This is a genomic window from Shinella sp. (genome assembly GCF_052438155.1).
Classification (GTDB): domain Bacteria; phylum Pseudomonadota; class Alphaproteobacteria; order Rhizobiales; family Rhizobiaceae; genus Shinella.
Map to the genome: position 1 here is coordinate 258,050 of NZ_JBQVPI010000005.1, position 19,842 is coordinate 277,891.

The window sequence follows — 19,842 nt, forward strand, 5'->3', positions numbered from 1 at the left end:
TACCGCAGACTGGACGGCGAACTGCGGTCGCACCGCCGGGTTCGCCGTGACCGGGTTTCTAGGGCTCCATCAAAAGCGTTCTTCCGCGAATGCGGGGACCGTTCAAACCGCGGCACGCGCGCCCGACCAGATGGCGCGGTTTAGTTTGGGCCGTCCTGGATGGTCTCCACCTTTACATCAAAATTCTTGCAGTCATTGTCCGTGCAGATGCCGCTAATCCAGACCTGGCCATCGCCGAACATGACGCCCTGATAGTTGACGAAGAGATCCCCATACTTCTGGTCGGTGACCGCCTTGGCAATGCGGGGGGTGATGATGCCGCTATAGTGTTTCTCGAACGCGGCTGCGGATTTGACGTTGGTTTCCTTGCCGTTGATCTTGACGCCGATCGGGTAGCTCACCAGTGCGGCGACGCCTTTGGCATCCTGTGCTGCGACAGCCTTTTGCAGGGCGACGATGACCGCCTGGTACTTCGTGTGATCTCCCAGCAGTTGATCAATCGACTGATTGACGCTGCTTTCATCGGCAAAGGCGGGCGCCATGCCGGCGATGATCAGTGGCGCAGCGAGAAGCAGATGACGAATTCGGTTAGCGTTCATAGCCTTGTCCTTTGATGGATTCCGATTTCACGACGCGACAGGAAAGGGCGTTGGAGGTGGGTGACATCAACATCATAGAGGCCGATGTCTGGGAGGGCGTGGTCTTTCGGTTTCAGTGTTATCAAGCGCTTTAAAGCTGTTTTGCAATCTTAGCGTGTTGAAACACCTTGTCACGCACAAATGTGATCCCCGTCTTTGACGGCACGAAACGGGGCTGTGCTGGCATCGCGCCTTCGGCTTGCCGCGACCGAGGAATTCGGCTCATATCGCACGCACCAATGCTTCGAGGACGCCCATGAAAAATGCTCTGCGCCTTCTACCGCTTCTCCTTGCCCTCTCGGCGACGCCGGCCTTTGCCAACGATACGATGGCGGAGCTGAAGACCGGCGGGCTGACCTTCGTGCGCACGCCGGACGTGGAGATGACGAGCGAGGCACTGTTCATTTCGCCGGAGGAAATCCGCGTCGACTACGTGTTCACCAACACGTCAGGCAAGGAGGTCTCCGGCCTCGTCGCCTTCCCGATGCCCGATATCGGCGGCGATCCCTATGCCAACATCGCGATCGACGATTTCGAGACGGACAACTACCTCGCCTTCACGGCGTCGCAGGATGGCAAGGCAGTCACCACCAATCTCCAGCAGCGCGCCTATGCCTCCGACATCGACGTAACCGAGGACCTGAAGGCACAGGGCATTCCGCTGCTGCCCTACGCCAAGGCGACGAAGGAAGCGTTGAAGAAACTGCCGGACGACGTGGCGGCGGACTGGATCGCCCGGGGCCTGATCTTCATCGACACCTATGACGACGACGGCACCGGCATGAAGGATTACCGCACGCCGCTCTGGTCGCTGAAATCCGTCTACTGGTGGCGCACGACTTTCCCTTCCGGCAGGGAGGTGAAGGTGCAGCATCGCTACAGGCCGAGCGTCGGCGGCACGGTCGGCATTTCCTTCCTGGAGGAGGGCAAGGCGAAGGGCGAGCGCTACGCGGACTATGTGAAGCGCTACTGCATCGAAGACAGCATCGTGCGCCGCGCCGAACAGGCCGAAAAGGACATGCAGGCCGGTAAACCCTATCTCACCGAGAGCTGGATTTCCTACATCCTGACCACCGGCGCCAACTGGAACGGCCCGATCAAGGACTTTTCGCTGACCATCGACAAGGGCGCTGCGGAAAACCTCGTCAGCTTCTGCGGCGAGGGCGTGAAGAAGACCGGCCCGACGACCTTCGAGATGAAGGCAAAGGATTTCTCGCCGGACAAGGATATCGACATCCTGCTGCTGAAGCCGAGCGGCGCCCAGTAGGGCAGGGCTTCCTTGTAGGATGGGTATTTCGTCAACCATCATTGACGGACACCTCATCGTCAACTAAGGTTGACGAATGGTCGATATAAGCAGCCTGCCCGATCCCGAAGACCCGGAGACCGCCTTGGCGGCTGTGATCGCGCTCCGTCGCCTCGCGGACGGACTGGAGCGGCGTGCCGTGCGGTCGGCCTTGCGACAGGGCTGGTCCTGGGCGCGGATCGCGCAGGCGCTCGGCGTCACCAAGCAGGCCGCCCATAAACGGCTCTCGGACATCGTCGCGAGCGATGATTCCCCATAGGAGGATGACCCATGTTCAATCGGATCAAGGCTCGCTTTGAAAGCATGGGCACGATCAGGGCCCTGTGCGAACAGGCGGAACAGCACGCAAGACAAGACCAGCAGCGCGAGCCCGGAGCGGAGCATTTTGTGCTCGCTGCACTCGACCTGCCGGATGGGACCGCCCGGCGGGCGTTCGAGGCGGTCGGCGCCGATGCCGCCGGCTTCCGACCGGCGATCGAGCGTCAGTATGGCGAGGCGCTCCGGCTGGTCGGCCTCGATCCAGCGGTGTCGGCGCATGCGACGGAGCCCGAGCCTCTGCCATCCCGGCATGGGGTATTCGATGCGGCGCCATCGGGCCAGGCGGTCATGCAGCGCCTGGCAGAGGGGCGCAAGGAGCACAATCCCCTGCTCGGCGCCCACGTCGTTTCGGTCGTGGCCCGCATGCCGCATGGCATTGCAGCGCGGGCGTTGCGCGTCATGGGCATAGACGCAAAGGCGCTTCAGGACGCAGCGGACCGCATCATCCGAGACGTGCAGGGATAGCCGAACCGGCGATCAGCCGGCCGCCACGACATCCACGGCCTTCTGGCCGAGCGCCTGGAAGACGGTGGAGACGATGCCGGCGCGGTCCAGGCCGGCCTTGGCATACATGGCGTCGGGCTTGGCCTGTTCCATCCAGATATCCGGCAGCACCAGCGGGCGCACCTTCAAGCCGTGGTCCAGCAGACCCTCCATGGCGAGGAACTGCAGCACATGGCTGCCGAAGCCGCCGACCGCGCCTTCCTCGATGGTGATCAGCACCTCGTGGTGGCGGGCAAGCTGGCGGATCAGGTCGTGATCGAGCGGTTTTGCGAAGCGCGCATCGGCAACCGTGGTGGAAAGCCCGGCGGCATCAAGGTCTTCGGCCGCTAGCAAACAGTCGGCGAGCCGTGTGCCGAAGGAAAGCAATGCGACCTTGGTGCCCTGCTTGACGACACGGCCTTTGCCGATTTCCAGAATTTCGCCGCGCACCGGCATGTCCACGCCGACACCTTCGCCGCGCGGATAGCGGAAGGAAATCGGGCCGTCGTCGTAGGCGGCGGCCGTGCGCACCATGTGCTTCAGCTCGGCCTCGTCGGCGGCGGCCATCACCACGAAGCCGGGCAGGGTGGCGAGATAGGTCGTGTCGAAGGAGCCGGCATGGGTCGGCCCATCGGCACCGACGAAACCGGCGCGGTCGATCGGGAAACGCACCGGCAGGCCCTGGATGGCCACGTCGTGCACGACCTGGTCGTAGCCGCGTTGCAGGAAGGTGGAGTAGAGAGCGCAGAACGGCTTGTAGCCCTCGGCGGCAAGGCCGGCGGCGAAGGTCACCGCGTGCTGCTCGGCAATGCCGACGTCGAAGGTGCGGGCCGGATAGGCGGCGGCGAGCTTGTCGAGGCCGGTGCCGTTCGGCATGGCGGCGGTGACGGCGACGATCTTCTCGTCGAAACCGGCTTCCTGCACCAGCGCTTCGGCGAAGACGGAGGTGTAGGCCGGCGCATTCGGCTTGGCCTTGGCCTGCGCGCCGGTGATGACGTCAAACGTGTTGACGCCGTGATATTTGTCGGCGGCCGCTTCGGCCGGCGGATAGCCCTTGCCTTTCTGGGTGACGACGTGGATCAGCACCGGGCCCTTGGAATTGTCGCGCACATTGCGCAGCACCGGCAGCAGGTGCTCGAAGGAGTGACCGTCGATCGGGCCGATATGGTAGAAACCCATTTCTTCGAAGAGTGTGCCGCCGGTGACATAACCGCGCGCATGCTCGACGGCACGGGTGATGGCGCGGTCGACCTTCTTGCCGAGATAGGCCGTCAGTTTCTTGCCGAAATCGCGGAAGCCCATATAGGTGCGGCCGGAGGCGAGGCGCGCGAGATAGGCACTCATCGCGCCTGTCGGCGGCGCGATCGACATGTCGTTGTCGTTGAGGATGACGATGAGGCGTGCATCGAGCGCGCCGGCATTGTTCAGCGCCTCGTAAGCCATGCCGGCCGACATCGCGCCGTCGCCGATGACGGCGATGACGTTACGATGCTCGCCGGAAAGATCGGCCGCCACCGCCATGCCGAGGCCGGCGGAAATCGAGGTGGAAGAGTGGGCGGCGCCGAACGGGTCGTATTCGCTTTCCGCGCGGCGGGTGAAGCCGGACAGGCCGTCTTCCTGGCGCAGCGTGCGGATGCGGTCGCGCCGGCCGGTGAGGATCTTGTGCGGATAGCACTGGTGGCCGACGTCGAAGATCAGCCGGTCCTTCGGCGTGTCGAAAACCTTGTGGATGGCGATGGTCAGTTCCACCACGCCGAGGCCTGCACCAAGGTGCCCGCCGGTGCGCGACACGGCATCGATCATTTCCGCGCGAAGCTCGCTGGCGAGTTGCGGCAGGTCACGATCGTCGACGGCCTTCAGGTCTGCGGGAATGCGAACCTTGTCGAGCAGCGGGGTGGCTGGCGTTTGTGTCACTCTCATGCCTCGTTGTCACGCCCGCTGGCGATGGCTCCCTTGCGGAGGCACGGCCCGGGCATGCGGTCTATATAGTGCGCTAGCCTGTCACATGCAGAATGCGGCGCGCGATTTCAACCGTTTCAGCAAGTCTAGAGCGTATTTCGCCGGATTGATACTATGCAAACCGACGCAGGGCCGCCTTCTGTCCGGCAATTCGGGCATTTTGCAGACAGCGTTGGACCCTGTTGCAGGAGCGCAATTTTTTGTGAGAGCGAAGCGGGCTACTTCTTCTTGCCGGCGCGTGACGACTGATTGAGTGCGACGGCCGCGCGGACCAGCGCTTTCAAGGCCTCTTCGTTGATCGCTTCGCCCTCATGGAAATCGATGGCGCGGCGCGTGTTGCCCTCAAGGCTGGAGTTGAAGAGGCCGGCCGGATCCTCGATCGACGCACCCTTGGCAAAGGTCATCTTCACCACCGCCTTGTAGGTCTCGCCGGTGCAGATGATGCCGTCGTGCTCCCAGACCGGAACGCCGCGCCACTTCCACTCCTCGACGACCTCGGGGTCCGCCTCTTTCACAAGCGCGCGCAGCCGGGCAAGCGTCCCGCCGCGCCAGTCGGCGAGGTCTTCGATCCTCTTGTCGATCTGCCTGGAAGGGGATTCCGTGTCGCTGCCGGCCTGGTCCATGGTCGTATCCTCTCGTTTCCTACAGCCGCTCGCCGGGAAGCTCACTCGCCTGCTTTATCCAGCTGGCAAGCTGCGTTTCGTCGAGATCGTCATCCTCATGAATGTGAAAATATCGCGTTTCCGGTGTCTTGGAGGCGACCGGCGGCACAGGATCGAGCGAGGTGCCGCGAAAGAACGTCAGCTTGATGTATTTCGCAAAGCAGTGATAGCTGAGGAACCAGCCTTCGCCCTCGATGCCGTAGAACGGCGAGTTCCATTTCACCGCCTTGTAGACATTCGGCACGCTTTTCTCGACCAACGCATCGAGCCTGCGGCCGACATCACTCTTCCAGCCGGGCATGGCGGCGATGTAGGCCTGGATCGGGCCATCGCCGTAACCTTTGGCAATCTGCGGATTGCCGCCCGAGAGAAGCACGGGCTTTTCCGGTGTCTTGTCTGCCATGAGGTTCTCCTAGCTCCGCTGTGCCCGGGTCAGATAGGGCAGGGCGAAGAGGTAGAGGCCGCTGAGCAACAGCAGGATGAGGGGGAAGAGCGCAAGCAGGCCGACCCAGATGGCCGGCTCCGTCTGCGTCATCGCCGCGATGTTGACGATCACGGCGAGCGTGAAGACGATCGACAGCCAGCGGTGAACCTGGCGGATCCGCATGTTCCAGCGCATTGCCGTTCCTCCTTATTCCATTCCCGCCAGAACCCGTTCGAGGTTCGTGAAATGCGCCTGCCAGCCGTGGCGGGCGCCACCGAAGGCCTGCTTCTGTTCCGGCCGGAAGCCTGACTGCTCCATGCGCAGAAGCGTGCCGTTGGCCGTCGGCGTGAGCGTGAAGGATACCACGCTGCGCAGATCAAAGGCAGGATCGTCGTGCAGGTGGTTCCAGGTATAGGTCAGCGTTTTGCCGGGCTCGACGGTCAAGACCTCGCAATCGACACCGCCCCAGTCGCCGCTGAGCCGGAACGTTTTACCGACGGCGGGCTGAAAATCCTCGTTCCGCATCAGCCATTCCGTAATCAGGTGCGGTTGGGTCAGTGCACGCCAGAGCTTTTCCGGCGGGTGGGCGATATCGCGCTCGACGACGACGGAACGCGTCTCTGATGCAACGGTCATTGGTCCATTCTCCTCAGCAAATTTTCAAGATCATCGAACCGCGATTCCCAGAACCTCGCCATCTGGCTGGTCCAGTCGATCAGCGGGGCAAGCGCGCCGAGCTGGGCGCTGTAATGCGTCTGGCGACCCTCGTGGCGGTCGCGCACGAGGCCGGCCTGCTTGAGCAGGCTGAGGTGTTTGGAAACGACCGGCTGCGAGACGCCGGCCTGGGCCGTCAGTGCGCCGACGGTCTTTTCGCCTTCGCGGCAAAGCCGCTCGAACAGCGCCCGGCGCGTCGGGTCCGCCAGCGTGCGGAACAGGGTGTCTTGCAGTTCGGTCACTAATCCATACCTCAGTGGCTATGGATTTTCTTATAGCTGCATGGCTATGAATTAGTCAAGCCCTCTTGTTTCCCCTTCGTCATCCGCGGCCCGGAGCGCGCCGATGAGCAAGTCCGGAGATAGCGTGAGCTGGCGGGAGAGATGCAAAACGCACCGCCGCTAAATAGCCAACCACCTATGCGTCACCCCGCCGGCAGCGGCACGAATTCTTCCTCGTCGCCGGGCACGATATCGAAACGGCCGGTGCGCCATTCTTCCTTGGCCTGCTCGATGCGCTCCTTGGAGGAGGAGACGAAGTTCCACCAGATATAGCGTTTCGAGCCGAGTGCCGCGCCACCGAACAGCATGATGTGACAGCCCTGCGGCCCCGCCTTCAAGGTAATCGCATCGCCGGGGCGGAAGACGAGCAGACGGTCCGCTTCGAACACATCGCCGGCCACGTCGAGCGTGCCTGAAAGCACGTAGACCGCGCGCTCTTCCCAATCTGCCGCAAGCGGCGCGGCGGCGCCGGGCGCCAGCATCAGGTCGGTGTAGAGCGTATCGGTCGGCACGCTGACGGGCGAGGCGTGCCCCTCGTATTTGCCGATGATCGTGCGTCCGGTAATACCGTCGGCCGAGAAAGCCGGAAGCTCGGCCTTTGTCGTGTGGGCAAAGACCGGCGCCATCTCCTCATGGCTGTCGGGCAAGGCGAGCCATGTCTGAAGGCCGGAAATGGATTGCGGATGGCCGCGCAGGTTTTCCGGTGAGCGCTCCGAATGCACGATGCCGCGCCCGGCCGTCATCAGATTCAGGTCGCCGGGAGCGATCACCATCTCGGTGCCGAGACTGTCGCGGTGCTTGATCTCGCCGTCGAAGAGATAGGTGACGGTGGAAAGCCCGATATGCGGATGCGGCTTGACGTCGATCGCCTCGCCGGCGCGCAGCAGCGCCGGGCCCATCCGGTCGAAGAAGATGAACGGGCCGACCAGCCGCCGCTTGGCTGTCGGTAGCGCGCGCCGCACCTCCAGCCCGCCGATATCGCTGGTGCGCGGAATGATCAGCAACTCCAGCGCGTCGCACGCCGGCGCATCGCCAGCCTCGGGGTCCTTGCCGGGAAAGAAGCTCACTACGCCCTCCTGTCGTTGGTTGTTGACCATATGCTAACCGGGGCAGAGAGGGAGGGATAGGGCAGCCGCTGTTGACGCTGTGGTCAGGCTTTCATGCCTCTGGCCTTTATTGCGGGCCGCGCCATATTGGAGACATCCACTGCCGGAAGCAGGAAAAACGCATGACCAAGGACGAAATTGCAGCCCTCTTTCGCGGCTATATCGGCTGTCTCAACAAGCAGGATTGGCCGAACCTCGGCAGCTTCGTCCACGAGGACGTGCATTACAACGCCGCGCGTATCGGCCTGCCGGGCTACCGCACCATGCTGGAAGGCGATTTTCGCGCCATTCCGGACCTGCGCTTCACCATCGATTTCCTGGTGTGCGACCCGCCGCACATCGCCAGCCGGCTGCTGTTCGATTGCACACCGGTCGGCACCCTGTTCGGCCTGCCGGTCAACGGCCGAAAGGTCTCGTTTACGGAGAATGTCTTCTACGAATTCGAGGATGCGCGCATCCGCAATGTCTGGTCGATCATCGACAAGGCCGCGATCGCCGCACAACTCTGAGGCTCACGCCCCGTCGAGCGGCTCCGTGCCCTGCGGCTTGCCGGGAAAGGGCCTCATGATCGTCTCCTATGCGTGACGGGGCGCTTGAAGACTATAGTATGAAATCACTTTGCGTGAGGGTCACTGTTCCGGCGAGTATAATACCAAGATCTGCAACGCCATCACCGCCCACGTCGAGCTGCACATGGGTCTTGCCAGTCGAAACAAAGCTGCGCACCTCTCCTACCTTGCCGGTGAAGGCGCTGGCTCCAACGAAGGAATATGCAGGTGATCCCTCATGCAGGAGATGGATCTTGTCGCCTTCGCTTTGTTTGAAGTCCGTGATGACGTCGCGTGCGCCCGCTGTCGGAAGCGAATCGGAGGCATCGGCGAAAACGAAATGATCCGCACCCTTGCCGCCTGTAAGTCTGTCCGAACCCTCGTTGCCGGTCAGAGCGTCGTCGCCGTCGCCGCCACGCAACGTGTCGTTTGCGCGTCCGCCGGAAAGGACATCGTCGCCCTTTCCGCCGATGATCCGAACGGAAGCCCTGGCGGCATGCCCATCAGCGACCAGGCTATCATTGGCACCAAGCCGGCTGCCATTAATCGTTATAGCTTCGAATGTCGCTAGAACGACCTCCGTTTTATCGTCGCTGGAGGATGTATTGACGATCTTCAATTCCTCCACGCCGGTGATGTTGCGGCCGAGCGTGCTCTTGCGTCCTTCCAGAACGAGGATCGTATCAAACCCGTCTCCACCTGTTATGGTGTCAATAGTGGTCAACCCGCTCGAATTTGAGAACCGCCTTTTGCTGGTAAGCGAGTAGTCGAAGATATCATTACCCATGCCGCCGGAAAGAGTGTCTATTCCTGGCGAGCGAACAGCAATATGCACCGAATATCTAGTATCCGTCACGCCCGAGGCGTCGATTTTTACCGTACCGCCGGACATGCCGGCTTTATTCTGGATCCACAGCCGCCCGTTTTCGTCATGGTTTTTCTTCAGAAACGCTTGACCGACGGTAAAGGTAGCCTCGTTTTCGAGGAAGTCGATAACTTCAATGCCAGAGACGGTCATGGTATCCAGTATATCTGCCGGAATGTTTCGTCCTGAAATCTGTATCGTGTCGATTCCGGCGCCCCCCGCAACCAAGCCTGTATTGTATTTCGGGTTCCAGTACTCCCATGACAGCTTGAAGACGTCGTTCCCTTCGCCGCCATACATTTTGTCGACACCGGGTCTGCCTGTGAACGACCACAGGATTTGATAATCACCGGCGTAAATGCTGGAATCGCCGATAAAGGTGTCATTTCCTGAGCCGCCGTAAAGCCGGTCTGCTCCGCCTCCGCCGACCAGAATATCATTTCCCTTGCCGCCGGACAGGCGGTCATCGGCGGCGCCGCCGATCAGGATATCTCCAGCGTTGCCACCCGTAACGTCGAGCATGCTCAGAGAAGATTTAATTCCCGACCCATCGATGATCAGCTTCCCGTCAACGGGCTTTGGCGCCTTCTCTGTCCCATAGTTACGATCCGTAGAGATTTCGATCGCGTTGCGACCCACATAACGGCTGCTATCGCCAAAATCGATTGTTCGAGACTGCCCCGCGGATAAATCCGTGACGACGATTTTCTCGACATTCTTGACTGCGGTCAGCGTAGTAAAGCCATTCGGGGTGGTCTTTTCCTTACCGTTCACGGTCGTCGTGCCGCCTGCGCCAACCAGGACGATGGTATCGGTTCCGGCTCCGCCGTCGATTCTGTCGTCTATCAGCGAGTTGGCGTAGTAGACAAACCTGTCGTTTTTGCTGCCGGTTCGCAGGTTGTCGTAGCTGTCCCGATCGAATTCATCGATTGCGTAGCGTCCCATGGAGCCGTAAATGTCGAACGACATGTTCGTGACGGTGGAGGCAGAGAGTTCCAGTCGTCCGCCATCGAGGTCGAGCCTGGACGCATCCAGAGTGAATTGCACGACCTTGTTCATTTTGAAGAAGGTGTTGTCGAAAGCCAGCTTGAAACCGGCGTGATCGTGTCCTTGGTCGTTCCGCGAAATGAGAGCGATGCCTTGGATATTCGAGAGGCTTGGCCAGTCGGTTTGGAAAATCTTCCATGGCTGGGCAAAATCGTTGATCAGAACCAGGGCGTTGTCGCCCCCGCCACCGCGGACCTTGTCGGTTGGCGTCATGAAGCCGGGAAAGAAATAGAAATAGTCGTCTTCGCTTCCGCCGACGAAACGGTCGATACCCTCGGTGCCGGTAAATTCAGCCATTGCAAGCAGCCCCTTTATGCCAACGCGTTCTTCTTATGGGGTTATGCCGATGCGCAGGCACGCTATCCACTCAATGAATCGAGGGCAGTCCAAAACGTGATTCGATCAAGGGCTCCAGCGCTGTACGATGCATAAATGTGCAAAGACAGTTCTAGCCGCCGATCATACGGTGGCTAGAGGTAAAATTGCAGCGTGTTTTATGTCAAGAAAAAATTCAACCTTCGCGGGTCAATTACGCCCCATCGAGCGGCTCCGTGCCCTGCGGCTTGCCGGCGCGGTCGAGGCGGATCTTTTCGATGCGGTTTTCGGCGGCCGACAGCAGCGTCTCGCAATGTTTCTTCAGTGCTTCGCCACGCTCGTAGATCTCGATCGAGCGGTCGAGCGGCACGTCGCCGCGCTCGAGGGCGGCGACGATCTTTTCCAGTTCCTCGACGGCCTGCTCGAAGGAGAGGGCCGAAACATCCGGGGCGGCAGGGGCGGGGTTGCTCATGGTCAGCCTCTCATCAGGCGGTAGATATGGGTGGCGGCGGATTCGGCCAGGCCCGTGAGGTCGTAGCCGCCTTCCAGCAGGCTGACCACCCGGTTGTTCGCCGATTTTTCGGAAAGTTCCATCAGCTTTGCCGTCGCCCAGTCGAAATCGTCGGCGACGAGGTTGATCTGCGCCAGCGGGTCGCGGTGATGCGCATCGAAGCCGGCGGAGATGATGATGATATCAGGCTTGAAGTCCGCGACGCGCGGCAGCACGCGCGACCTGAAGGCCTCGCGAAAATGGTCGCTGCCGTCATTGGCGGAAAGCGGCGCATTGACGATGTTGCCGGCGCCCGTCTCGTCCTTCGCGCCGCTGCCGGGATAGAGCGGCATCTGGTGCGTCGAACAGAACAGCACGGATCGGTCGTCGTAGAAAATGTCCTGCGTGCCGTTGCCGTGGTGCACGTCCCAGTCGACGATGGCGACGCGCTCGGCGCCGTGCGCTTTCTGGGCATGGCGGGCGGCGATGGCGGCATTGTTGAAGAAGCAGAAGCCCATCGCCTTGTTGCGCTCGGCATGGTGGCCGGGCGGCCGGGCGGCGACGAAGGCGTTGTCCGCCTTGCCGGAAAACACGGCGTCCACGGCGGCGATCGCACCACCAATGCCCGTCAGCGCGGCCTGGAAGCTGGCGGGGCTGGCATAGGTATCCGCCTCGACCTGGTTGATGCCCTCTTCGGGAATCGCCGACATCACCGCCCTGAGATGGCTTTCCGGATGGGCGAGCAGCACGAAATCCTCGTTCGCCTGCGGGGCCTTTTCGCGCACGAGGGGCGCAAAGCGCTCATGCTCCAGCGCAAGATTGATCGCCCGGATGCGGTCCGACCGCTCCGGGTGGCCCTCAGGCGTGTGGTGCTCGAGGAAGATCGGGTTCTCGAAGAGAAACGTCGTCATGGCCGGAAGCTACCCATTGCGGTTGGCGAGGTCCACGGGAAATGGGCCAATGTCCACCCTTTTCAACCGTCACGGCGCAAGGAGCAGTTTTCCGCTGCGCGCCGGATCGTCCTGCCGGGCAAGCGCTGCGGCAAGCGCGGACAAGGCGAAAACCCTGTCGACGGCGGAACCGAGCACACCGGCGCGGATGCCGGCAAAGCTGCGTGCAAAGGCCGCCTCGATCTCGGCGCGCGGGGCGGAATGCACCCAGTTGCGTAGCCAGAGGAAGGAGAAGGCGACGGCTTCACGGCGCTCGGCAACCAGCATCGGATCGAGTTGCAGGCCGGAGAGCGCACCATACTGGATGAAGGCACCACCGGGGCGGATGTGCCGGAACAGCGCATTGCCGAGCTCTCCGCCGACAGCATCGAGAACCGCGTCGAGCGGCGGTGAGGATTGCACGACGACATCGCCCGAAAAGCTTTCCTGCAGCCGTGTCGCGGTCGCGGCGCTGCGCACGAGGGCGACGGGCTGAAAACCGGCCTCCGCCAGCAGCACCAGCAGCATCTTGCCGATCGCCGAGGCGGCGGCGGTGACACCGATGCGCTGGCCGCGCGCGCTGCCGAAATGCGCCTGCACGGCATCGACCAGCTGGAAGGCCGTCAGCGGATTGACATAGGCCATGGCCGCCTGGTCGTCGGAAAGATCGTCGGGCACCGCAAAACACCGCTCAGCCGGGCGGACGAGATAGTTCTGCCACAGCCCGCTCGCACCGATCGGCAGCACGCGCTGGCCGGGCGCAAGGTCGATGACGCCCTCGCCAAGCCCAACGATTTCGCCGACACCTTCGAAACCGGGCACGAAGGGCAGGGCGGTGCGGCTGCGATAGGCGCCGGTGACGGGAATGAGGTCGGAGGGGTTGATGGCCGCGCGCAGGATACGGATCTCCATCTCGCCGGGGCCGGGTGCGGACCGCTCCGTCTCTTCGAGGCCGATCACTTGCCGGGGATCGCCGAACGCTCTAACAACGGCACGAAGCATGGTTTATCCCGGGGGTCGACGTGGAACAGACGGCAGACATCACGGTGAGCGATATCAGGATACCCTTCCGCGATATAGACATGCACGGGCATATGCACAATGCCGCTTACTACGCCCATGCCGAAGCCGCCGTCGCCGGCCTCTGGCGACACCGGCCGGGCGGTGCGAACGATCCGGTCTATTTCGTGCGCAAATCCGGCTGCACCTTCCACCGTGGCCTCCGGCTCGACGATCTCGCCCGCCTGAAGGTCTCGGTCGCGCGCATCGGCGCGACCTCGCTGAGCTTCGCCGTCGCAATGTCCTGCGAGGGCGCTCCGGTCGCCGATCTGGAGATTGTCTGGGTCGCCGTCGATCCGGCGACCCGCCAGCCCGTCAATGTGCCGCAGCCGGTGCGCGACTGGCTGAAATCATTCCTCGCCTGACGCCGTCTCGACCTGCAGCCAACCCGGCCGGCAATCCTCGAATGAATGGTATTGCGGCGCCAGCGCCGGATCGGCCGGATCGTCGAAGCCGCCGATGAGCAGCGCCACGACCGGTTCGTCGTCGATCGCGCCGATGGAACTGCCGCAGGCCGGGCAGAAGGCGCGGCTGGAATAGTCGGAGGAGCGCCAGGTCGAGGGTGTTCCGCCGGTACCCGTCCATTGCAGGCGCTCTGCGGGAAACTCCACCCAGGCGGCGGTCGGCGCGCCGGTATGCTGCTGGCAGAAGCGGCAGGAGCAGGTATGCGGCTTTTCCGCCGGTCCCGTCGCCTCGAAACGGACGGCGCCGCACAGGCAGCCGCCGGAATAAATCTTGTCGCTCAAATCGTTCCTCCCGTTTTTTGAAACAAAGTCGCAATGCCCATGCCGCCGCCGATGCCCATCATGGCGAGCGCCAAGGTCCCCGCATCGGCCGCCCGCATCTGCGCGAAAAGCCGTGTGACGAGGATCGCGCCGGACGCGCCATAGGGATGGCCGAGCGCCAGCGCGCCACCGCCGCGGTTGACAGTCGCGGGATCGACCCCGAGCGCGTCAAGGCTTGCCAGCACCTGCGAGGCAAAGGCCTCGTTGAATTCGATGAACGGGATTGCCGCGACGTCGAGCCCCGGATTGCGCGCAACGAGTTTTTGCATCGCCGGCACCGGCCCGAGGCCGAGCAGGTTGGGGTCGACGCCCGCGACCGCGCTGTCGACGATCTCCAGCAGAACCGACAGGCCTAGATTGCGCGCCTCGGCAAGCGAGGTGACCAGAACGACCGATGCGCCATCATTCACCGGGCAGGCATTGCCAGCCGTCACGGTGCCGTCAGGCCGAAAGACGGGTTTGAGCGCGGCCAACTTTTCCAGCGAGGTGTTTTCACGCGGGCATTCGTCGCGGGAGACCATGCCGGAGGGCGTCTCGACCGGTACGATCTCGCCGTCAAACTGGCCTGTCTTTGCGGCCGCGACGGCGCGGCGGTGGCTTTCCAGCGCGAAGGCATCCTGCCGCGCGCGGTTGATGCCGGCGTGTGCAGCGACATTCTCGGCGGCGATGCCCATGTCCGGATCGCCGACGGTATCCGGCGCCATGCGGGCGCGGCGCACCGGCTCCGGTTCACCGTCGGGCGTGGTGGACGGGCGAAAGCGCAAATGCGCCCGGCTGCTGCTCTCCGTGCCGCCGGCAAGGTAGAAGCGGCCGGCGCCCGCCTGCACGAGCCGGGCCGCCAGCGCGATTGCCTCCAGCCCCGAGCCGCATTGCCGGTCCACCGTCATGCCAGGCACGCTGACCGGCAGGCCCGCCTCCAGCGCGGCGAGGCGGGCGAGATTGCCCGCACTGTTGGCGGCATTGCCGAGGATCACGTCGTCCACGGCCTCGGGCGCAAGACCGGTGTCTGTGAGGATGCGGCGTATGAGCGGCGCGGCAAGGCTCGCCGGCTCGATAGCCGAAAGCGAACCGTTGACGCGGCCGATCGGCGTGCGAAACGCCGCGGCGATGACGGGAATGCGGCTGGGGTCAGAAGAGCCGTTCGAGCGCATTGCTGCCCTCCACCACCCACTGCCGCACCGTCTTCGCCTCGACCTTGCCGGAGGGCGTCACCGGCATGGCGCGGCAAAGCCAGAGACGGCGCGGCTGCTTGTAGCGTGGCAGCACCTCGGCCATTGCCGCCGCCAGGCCGTCCGGCGTCAGGCCCGCTCCGCCCGGTTCGATGACGGCGACCAGCTCGCTGCCGAGATCGGCATGTTCGACACCGAAGACATGGGCGGCGCGAACATGCGGCAGGCCGAGGAGCGCTGCTTCCACTTCGGACGGATAGATATTGTTGCCGCCCGAAAGGACCATGCCGCCGGAGCGGCCGAGGAGATGCAGCCTGCCGTCCGCCTCGAGAAATCCAAGGTCGCCCACGGTGGCAAGGCTGCCGAAACGGGCAAGTCCCGCGCCATCGCCCGCACCCAGATAGCCGGTAGCGACAAGCGGGCTTTCGACGAAGATGGTGCCGGTTTCGCCCGCGGGCAGCGCCTTGCCGGCGCCATCCAGAATGGAGAGCCGAACGCCGGGAAACGCCGTGCCAACGGCGGTGGAGGAAGCGGGATCGCCCGGCGCGGTGGCCGTGATGAAGCCGAGCTCCGAGGCCCCGTAATATTCGCGAAGCGCAGCCCCTGGAAATGTCTTGCTGCACAGCGCGTGGTCGGCAGCCGTCAATTTGGCGCCGGCAATGGTGATCGCCGTCACTCTTTCCGCGCCGTCGCTCTCGCAAAGCCGGCGCAGCATCGTGGGTACGAGGACCAGGCGGCGCACGCCGTTGCACCGGATGGTTTTCAGCGCCTCCGCGGCATCGAAATGCCGGGCGGAATGGAAGGTACCGCCGGCAAGCAGCGTTTCCGTCATTGCGTAGAGTGCAAGTCCGTGGGCGAGGGGACCGGGCGCACAGGTGCTCGTCGTCGCGTCGATGCCGAAGAAGGGGGCACCGGTTGCGAGGCTGGCGCGCCAGGAGCGGCGATCACGGATGATCGGTTTCGGGTCGGCGGTGGTGCCGGAAGTGAAGACGATCAGGAACGGATCGTCGCCATTGCCCTCCGGGAGCGGCGGCGCGTCGAGGGAGACTTCTTCGACGATGATCGCGCTGTTGCCATCGCGTGGGCTGCGGGCAAGAAGGTCACGGCCGTCTGCGGTGACGATGAGATCGGGATCGAGCTTTTCGATCATCCGGCGGCGAACCGGTTCCGGCAGGTGCGGATCGATCAGGGCGGCGCAATTGTTGCCGGCCGTCGCTGCGGCGAAGGCGGCGGGAAAGAGCGCGTGGTTACCGGTGGCGATGGCGATGAGCCGGTTTTGCGGCCCGATCGTACTGCGGCCTTCAGGCGTCAGGTTGGAGAACGCTGCGAAGAGACGCCGTGCCGTTGCAGTCAGCGCACGGTAGGAGAGAACCCGGTCCTCCAGATGGAAGGCCGGGTTCGTGGGATGGTTGGCGGCGTGCTGTTCGAGTGCGCCGGAAAGCGGCATGGGCTCAGGCGCGCTGCGGCAGGAGCGGATAGCCCGCGAGCACGGCGCGGCCGGCCAGCATGGCAACGAACGCCTTGATGAGGTCGCCGGGAATGAAGACGAGCGATGCGAGGGCCGTCTCGAAGAACGCCTTGCCGCTCATGTAGACGAGCCACGGAATACCGAAGAGATAGACGACGGCGATGCCGCCGACGACGGATGCACCCAGGAAGGCGAGAAACTGCGTGAGCTCCCCCTGGTCTTCCCGAACGAAGCGCTCGGCGATCAGGCCGCAGACGAGGGCGCCGAAGACCCAGCCGACGAGGTAGCCGCCGGTCGGGCTTGCGAAAATGGCAAGGCCACCGCGACCGCCGGAGAGAACCGGCAGGCCGATCGCCACGAGCAGCAGGACGAGCAGCACGGCGCCAGCACCGCGCTTGGCGCCGAGGATGCAGCCGGCCAGCATGACGCCGAGCGACTGCGCGGTGATCGGCACCGGTATGAAACCGAGCGTGATCGGCGGCAGCAGGCCCAGCACCACGATGATCGCGGCGAAGAGGGCGACGAGGACGATGTCTCTGGTGGTCATGTCGAGGTTCCCGGATGGACAAAATTGGGTTGGCATTTAGTGCCGCCGAAAACCGCGGGCGTCAATCGCCATGGCGATCGTATCCGCATCCTTCAGCGTCAGGATGATAAGCGGCGTCAGCGTGGAAAGCGGTCGCACCGGCAGGCCGCGCGCCCTGTGCGCGTCGGCGATATCCTGATAGCGCGCAAAAATCTCGGGTACGAAACGGATGACGAGGCCGACGGCAAGGCTGACATCCGCCGCCCGCACGAAACCGAATCGCTCCAGCGGCGTGATGAGCCGGGTGATCTCGTCCATGAAGGCGGAAATGCCCGTCGTCGCGGTGACGGCGGCGGCCAGCAGCACCAGCGTGGACAGGCGGCAAAACACGACGAGCGCCTCGTGCAGCGAATGAAAGAGATAGTTCGCCACTGCGACGATCAGCACCGTGAACAGCACGAACCGTGTGCGCCGCGCTGCTTCCCGGATGCCGATGCCGGTCGACAGATAGAGCCCTGCAGCCAGCACAAGCGCGGGTACGAGAAGGCGCAGGTCCGAGGTAACGAAGAGCACGATGGCCGCGACGAAAAGCACAATCAGCTTGCCGCGCACGGGCATGCGGTGCAGCAGCGAGGTGCCCTCGATGTCGAGCCCGTTCAGCATGCGGCGATTTCCCGGTAGGCGCGGATTGCCGCGGCGGGGTCGCTGTCTGCGGCAAGCCGCCCTTCGTGGAAGACCAGCACACGGTCGAAGCCTTCGAGCAGCGCAAGGTCGTGCGTGATCACGAGCACCTGCTCCGGCAGACCTTCGATGGTGCGCGCGATGAGCGAGCGGTTCTTCAGGTCGAGCTGGTTGGTCGGCTCGTCGAGGATCAGAAGCTCCGGGCCGGTGACGAGCACGCTCGCAATGGCGCCAAGCTGCGTTTCTCCGCCGGAAAGCTCATGGACACGCCGGCGCGCCAGGTGCGAAATGCCGAAACGCGCAAGCACCGCCTCGGTCTTCTCCGCGATCTCGACCTTGCCGAAGCCGCGATTCTTCAGGCCGAAGGCGATGTCTTCCGAGAGGATCGGCAGGATCATCTGGTGCTGCGGGTTCTGGAAGATGAAGCCGGTTTTTCCGCGCGCGGCAACCTCGTCCGCCATCGTATCGAGCCCGCCCACCGTCACCCTGCCGGTCGTCGGTTTGACGAGGCCGTTGATTAGCCGTGCCATGGTCGTCTTGCCGGAACCGTTGAGGCCGACGACACCGATGCGCTGCTCGGCAAGCCGTAAATCCAGCGGCTGGAGCGCGGTGCGTCCGGCATAACTCACCGTGGCGGCAGAGAAAACGATGTCCAAGAGCGGGGTCCCGGTTCGCAGATGGGTGGTGGACCTATAAGCAATTCCACGGGAAGTGCGAAGCGCTTTTGTGTCGGTGCCTGCAATAATGTTGAACAATCGACGGAAAATGTTGAAGGAGCTCGTATCTGCCTGATGTCCGCCGACAGAAAATGATTGGAACAAAACAGGAATATGTGTCTATCATCCAGCCATGACGATTCTGCTTTCTAATGCCGAGGCCCGGCGCATCTTCCTCGCCCGCCAGGGCCTCAGCGGGCCACCCGGTCGCCTGCTCGGCAAGGCAGGGCTATTGCAGCTCATCCACGATATCGGCTTCGTGCAGGTGGACAGCATCGCCACCGTCGAACGGGCACATCACCAGATCCTCTTCTCGCGCAACCAGACATACCGGCGCGAGCACCTGACGGAACTGCTGGAGACGGATGGAGAGCTCTTCGAGCACTGGACGCACGATGCCTCCATCATCCCGAGTGAATTCTACCGCTATTGGAAACACCGCTTCCGCCGCAAGGAAGCGTCGATCCTGGAACGGTGGCGCAGATGGCAGGGCGAGGGTTTTGACGCCACATTCGAGGAAACCTACGAGCGCATCGCCTCCGGCGGCCCCGTCCTGTCGCGCGATCTGAAGACGGACGAGCACAAGTCCGGCGGCTGGTGGAACTGGCATCCGAACAAGACGGCGCTCGAATTTCTCTGGCACACCGGCAGGCTGGCAATCGCCCGGCGGGAAAACTTTCAGAAGGTCTATGACCTTACCGAACGGGTCGTGCCGGCGCATCACCATGAGCCGGATGTCGAACATGACGCCTTCGTCGACTGGGCCTGCCGCAGCGCGCTGACAAGGCTGGGCTTTGCCACCCATGGCGAGCTTGCCGCCTTCTGGGCGCTGATCTCGCCGGAGGAGGCGAAAACCTGGGTGGAAACGCACCGCGACGAGTTGCGCCCCGTTGCCATCGAGACGGCGGATGGCGACAAGCCGCGTGCCTCCCATGCCTTTGCCGATTTCCCGCAAAACCTCGGCGATATCCCCGAGCCGCCCGCAAGACTACGCGTGCTCTCGCCCTTCGATCCGCTGATCCGTGACCGCAACCGCACGGAACGGCTGTTCGGCTATTTCTATCGCATCGAAGTCTTCGTACCGGAGCCCAAGCGGCAATACGGCTACTACGTCTTCCCGCTGCTCGAAGGCGACCGCCTCGTCGGCCGCATCGACATGAAGGCCGACCGCAAGGCCGGCACGCTCGACGTCAAGCGGCTGTGGTGGGAACCGAAGGTCCGCGCCTCGGCCGGTCGGCTCGAGAAGCTGGACGCCGAACTGGCCCGGCTGGCGAAGTTCTCGGGCGTGGAGGAGGTGCGGTATCTCGATGGGTGGCGCGGGGGCGAAGGTTAGTTCTGCCCCCCGGCCGGTCG

The 19,842-nt window shown here is 63.4% G+C and carries 24 protein-coding genes; 6 read left to right on the forward strand and 18 right to left on the reverse strand.

All coding sequences use genetic code 11. The features are described 5' to 3' along the window. Window positions 1–140 precede the first annotated feature (140 nt). Complete coding sequence (locus tag ACT6VE_RS12075) at window positions 141–599, reverse strand: hypothetical protein (protein WP_444798850.1); 459 nt, start codon at window positions 597–599, stop codon at window positions 141–143. A gap of 295 nt (window positions 600–894) precedes the next feature. Here ACT6VE_RS12075 and ACT6VE_RS12080 point away from each other — a divergent pair, with 295 nt between their 5' ends. From ACT6VE_RS12080 to ACT6VE_RS12090, 3 genes are all read left to right on the forward strand, one after another. Beyond that, complete coding sequence (locus tag ACT6VE_RS12080) at window positions 895–1,905, forward strand: DUF4424 domain-containing protein (RefSeq protein ID WP_444798851.1); 1,011 nt, start codon at window positions 895–897, stop codon at window positions 1,903–1,905. 76 nt (window positions 1,906–1,981) lie between these two features. Further along, window positions 1,982–2,203: a hypothetical protein gene (locus ACT6VE_RS12085; protein WP_444798852.1), complete on the forward strand. Its 222-nt coding sequence runs from the start codon at window positions 1,982–1,984 to the stop codon at window positions 2,201–2,203. An 11-nt stretch (window positions 2,204–2,214) separates the two neighbouring features. Further along, window positions 2,215–2,727: a Clp protease N-terminal domain-containing protein gene (locus ACT6VE_RS12090; RefSeq protein ID WP_444798853.1), complete on the forward strand. Its 513-nt coding sequence runs from the start codon at window positions 2,215–2,217 to the stop codon at window positions 2,725–2,727. A gap of 12 nt (window positions 2,728–2,739) precedes the next feature. On the opposite strand, the gene dxs is transcribed toward ACT6VE_RS12090, so the two are convergent. The 7 genes from dxs to ACT6VE_RS12125 all read right to left on the reverse strand — a co-directional run bounded on the left by dxs (window position 2,740) and on the right by ACT6VE_RS12125 (window position 7,852). Further along, window positions 2,740–4,659 (reverse strand): 1-deoxy-D-xylulose-5-phosphate synthase, encoded by a 1,920-nt coding sequence (gene dxs / locus ACT6VE_RS12095; RefSeq protein WP_444798854.1) that lies wholly within the window; start codon window positions 4,657–4,659, stop codon window positions 2,740–2,742. Window positions 4,660–4,922: 263 nt separating this feature from the next. After that, on the reverse strand, window positions 4,923–5,327 hold the full coding sequence (locus tag ACT6VE_RS12100; protein ID WP_444798855.1) for a DUF1801 domain-containing protein: 405 nt from the start codon (window positions 5,325–5,327) through the stop codon (window positions 4,923–4,925). 19 nt (window positions 5,328–5,346) lie between these two features. Further along, complete coding sequence (locus ACT6VE_RS12105; RefSeq protein WP_444798856.1) at window positions 5,347–5,769, reverse strand: DUF1801 domain-containing protein; 423 nt, start codon at window positions 5,767–5,769, stop codon at window positions 5,347–5,349. 9 nt (window positions 5,770–5,778) lie between these two features. Then, window positions 5,779–5,985, reverse strand: a complete 207-nt coding sequence (locus tag ACT6VE_RS12110; protein ID WP_444798857.1) for a hypothetical protein — start codon at window positions 5,983–5,985, stop codon at window positions 5,779–5,781. A gap of 12 nt (window positions 5,986–5,997) precedes the next feature. Further along, window positions 5,998–6,426: an SRPBCC family protein gene (locus ACT6VE_RS12115; RefSeq protein WP_444798858.1), complete on the reverse strand. Its 429-nt coding sequence runs from the start codon at window positions 6,424–6,426 to the stop codon at window positions 5,998–6,000. Next, entirely contained in the window at window positions 6,423–6,746 is a 324-nt protein-coding gene (locus tag ACT6VE_RS12120) for an ArsR/SmtB family transcription factor (protein WP_444798859.1), read from the reverse strand. Before ACT6VE_RS12120 ends, ACT6VE_RS12115 begins: the two co-directional genes overlap by 4 nt. A gap of 182 nt (window positions 6,747–6,928) precedes the next feature. After that, window positions 6,929–7,852 (reverse strand): pirin family protein, encoded by a 924-nt coding sequence (locus tag ACT6VE_RS12125; RefSeq protein WP_069059590.1) that lies wholly within the window; start codon window positions 7,850–7,852, stop codon window positions 6,929–6,931. Between the two features lie 161 nt (window positions 7,853–8,013). Here ACT6VE_RS12125 and ACT6VE_RS12130 point away from each other — a divergent pair, with 161 nt between their 5' ends. Next, complete coding sequence (locus ACT6VE_RS12130) at window positions 8,014–8,400, forward strand: ester cyclase (RefSeq protein WP_444798860.1); 387 nt, start codon at window positions 8,014–8,016, stop codon at window positions 8,398–8,400. Window positions 8,401–8,491: 91 nt separating this feature from the next. On the opposite strand, the gene ACT6VE_RS12135 is transcribed toward ACT6VE_RS12130, so the two are convergent. The 4 genes from ACT6VE_RS12135 to ACT6VE_RS12150 form a co-directional block, all read right to left on the reverse strand. Continuing rightward, the gene (locus ACT6VE_RS12135) at window positions 8,492–10,648 is read right to left on the reverse strand and encodes a calcium-binding protein (protein WP_444798861.1); all 2,157 of its coding nucleotides are present in this window, start codon (window positions 10,646–10,648) and stop codon (window positions 8,492–8,494) included. 232 nt (window positions 10,649–10,880) lie between these two features. Continuing rightward, window positions 10,881–11,138 carry an exodeoxyribonuclease VII small subunit gene (locus tag ACT6VE_RS12140; protein WP_069059587.1) on the reverse strand — a complete coding sequence of 86 codons (258 nt, stop codon included), beginning with the start codon at window positions 11,136–11,138 and terminating at the stop codon, window positions 10,881–10,883. Window positions 11,139–11,140: 2 nt separating this feature from the next. After that, window positions 11,141–12,067, reverse strand: coding sequence for a histone deacetylase family protein (locus ACT6VE_RS12145; protein WP_444798862.1), 927 nt, complete (start codon window positions 12,065–12,067; stop codon window positions 11,141–11,143). Between the two features lie 69 nt (window positions 12,068–12,136). Further along, on the reverse strand, window positions 12,137–13,087 hold the full coding sequence (locus ACT6VE_RS12150) for a zinc-dependent alcohol dehydrogenase family protein (protein WP_444798863.1): 951 nt from the start codon (window positions 13,085–13,087) through the stop codon (window positions 12,137–12,139). 20 nt (window positions 13,088–13,107) lie between these two features. On the opposite strand from ACT6VE_RS12150, the gene ACT6VE_RS12155 reads away from it, so the two are divergent. Next, on the forward strand, window positions 13,108–13,509 hold the full coding sequence (locus ACT6VE_RS12155; RefSeq protein WP_444798864.1) for an acyl-CoA thioesterase: 402 nt from the start codon (window positions 13,108–13,110) through the stop codon (window positions 13,507–13,509). Here the strand turns inward: ACT6VE_RS12155 and ACT6VE_RS12160 are convergent. From ACT6VE_RS12160 to ACT6VE_RS12185, 6 genes are read right to left on the reverse strand one after another with little or no spacing between them, the layout of a single operon-like run. Next, window positions 13,495–13,890, reverse strand: a complete 396-nt coding sequence (locus ACT6VE_RS12160) for a GFA family protein (RefSeq protein WP_444798865.1) — start codon at window positions 13,888–13,890, stop codon at window positions 13,495–13,497. The genes ACT6VE_RS12155 and ACT6VE_RS12160 overlap by 15 nt on opposite strands. After that, a complete protein-coding gene (locus tag ACT6VE_RS12165) occupies window positions 13,887–15,080 on the reverse strand; it encodes a thiolase family protein (RefSeq protein WP_444798866.1) in 1,194 nt (397 codons plus the stop codon). The genes ACT6VE_RS12160 and ACT6VE_RS12165 overlap by 4 nt, the downstream gene beginning before the upstream one ends. After that, window positions 15,058–16,545 carry a class I adenylate-forming enzyme family protein gene (locus ACT6VE_RS12170; protein ID WP_444798867.1) on the reverse strand — a complete coding sequence of 496 codons (1,488 nt, stop codon included), beginning with the start codon at window positions 16,543–16,545 and terminating at the stop codon, window positions 15,058–15,060. The genes ACT6VE_RS12165 and ACT6VE_RS12170 overlap by 23 nt, the downstream gene beginning before the upstream one ends. Window positions 16,546–16,549: 4 nt before the next feature. Then, the gene (locus tag ACT6VE_RS12175; RefSeq protein WP_444798868.1) at window positions 16,550–17,113 is read right to left on the reverse strand and encodes a biotin transporter BioY; all 564 of its coding nucleotides are present in this window, start codon (window positions 17,111–17,113) and stop codon (window positions 16,550–16,552) included. 36 nt (window positions 17,114–17,149) lie between these two features. After that, a complete protein-coding gene (locus ACT6VE_RS12180; RefSeq protein ID WP_069059579.1) occupies window positions 17,150–17,755 on the reverse strand; it encodes an energy-coupling factor transporter transmembrane component T family protein in 606 nt (201 codons plus the stop codon). Then, a complete protein-coding gene (locus tag ACT6VE_RS12185; protein WP_444798869.1) occupies window positions 17,749–18,429 on the reverse strand; it encodes an energy-coupling factor ABC transporter ATP-binding protein in 681 nt (226 codons plus the stop codon). The genes ACT6VE_RS12180 and ACT6VE_RS12185 overlap by 7 nt, the downstream gene beginning before the upstream one ends. A 193-nt stretch (window positions 18,430–18,622) precedes the next feature. Between ACT6VE_RS12185 and ACT6VE_RS12190 the strand changes: the two genes are divergently transcribed. After that, a complete protein-coding gene (locus ACT6VE_RS12190; protein WP_444798870.1) occupies window positions 18,623–19,822 on the forward strand; it encodes a winged helix-turn-helix domain-containing protein in 1,200 nt (399 codons plus the stop codon). Window positions 19,823–19,842: the final 20 nt, after the last annotated feature.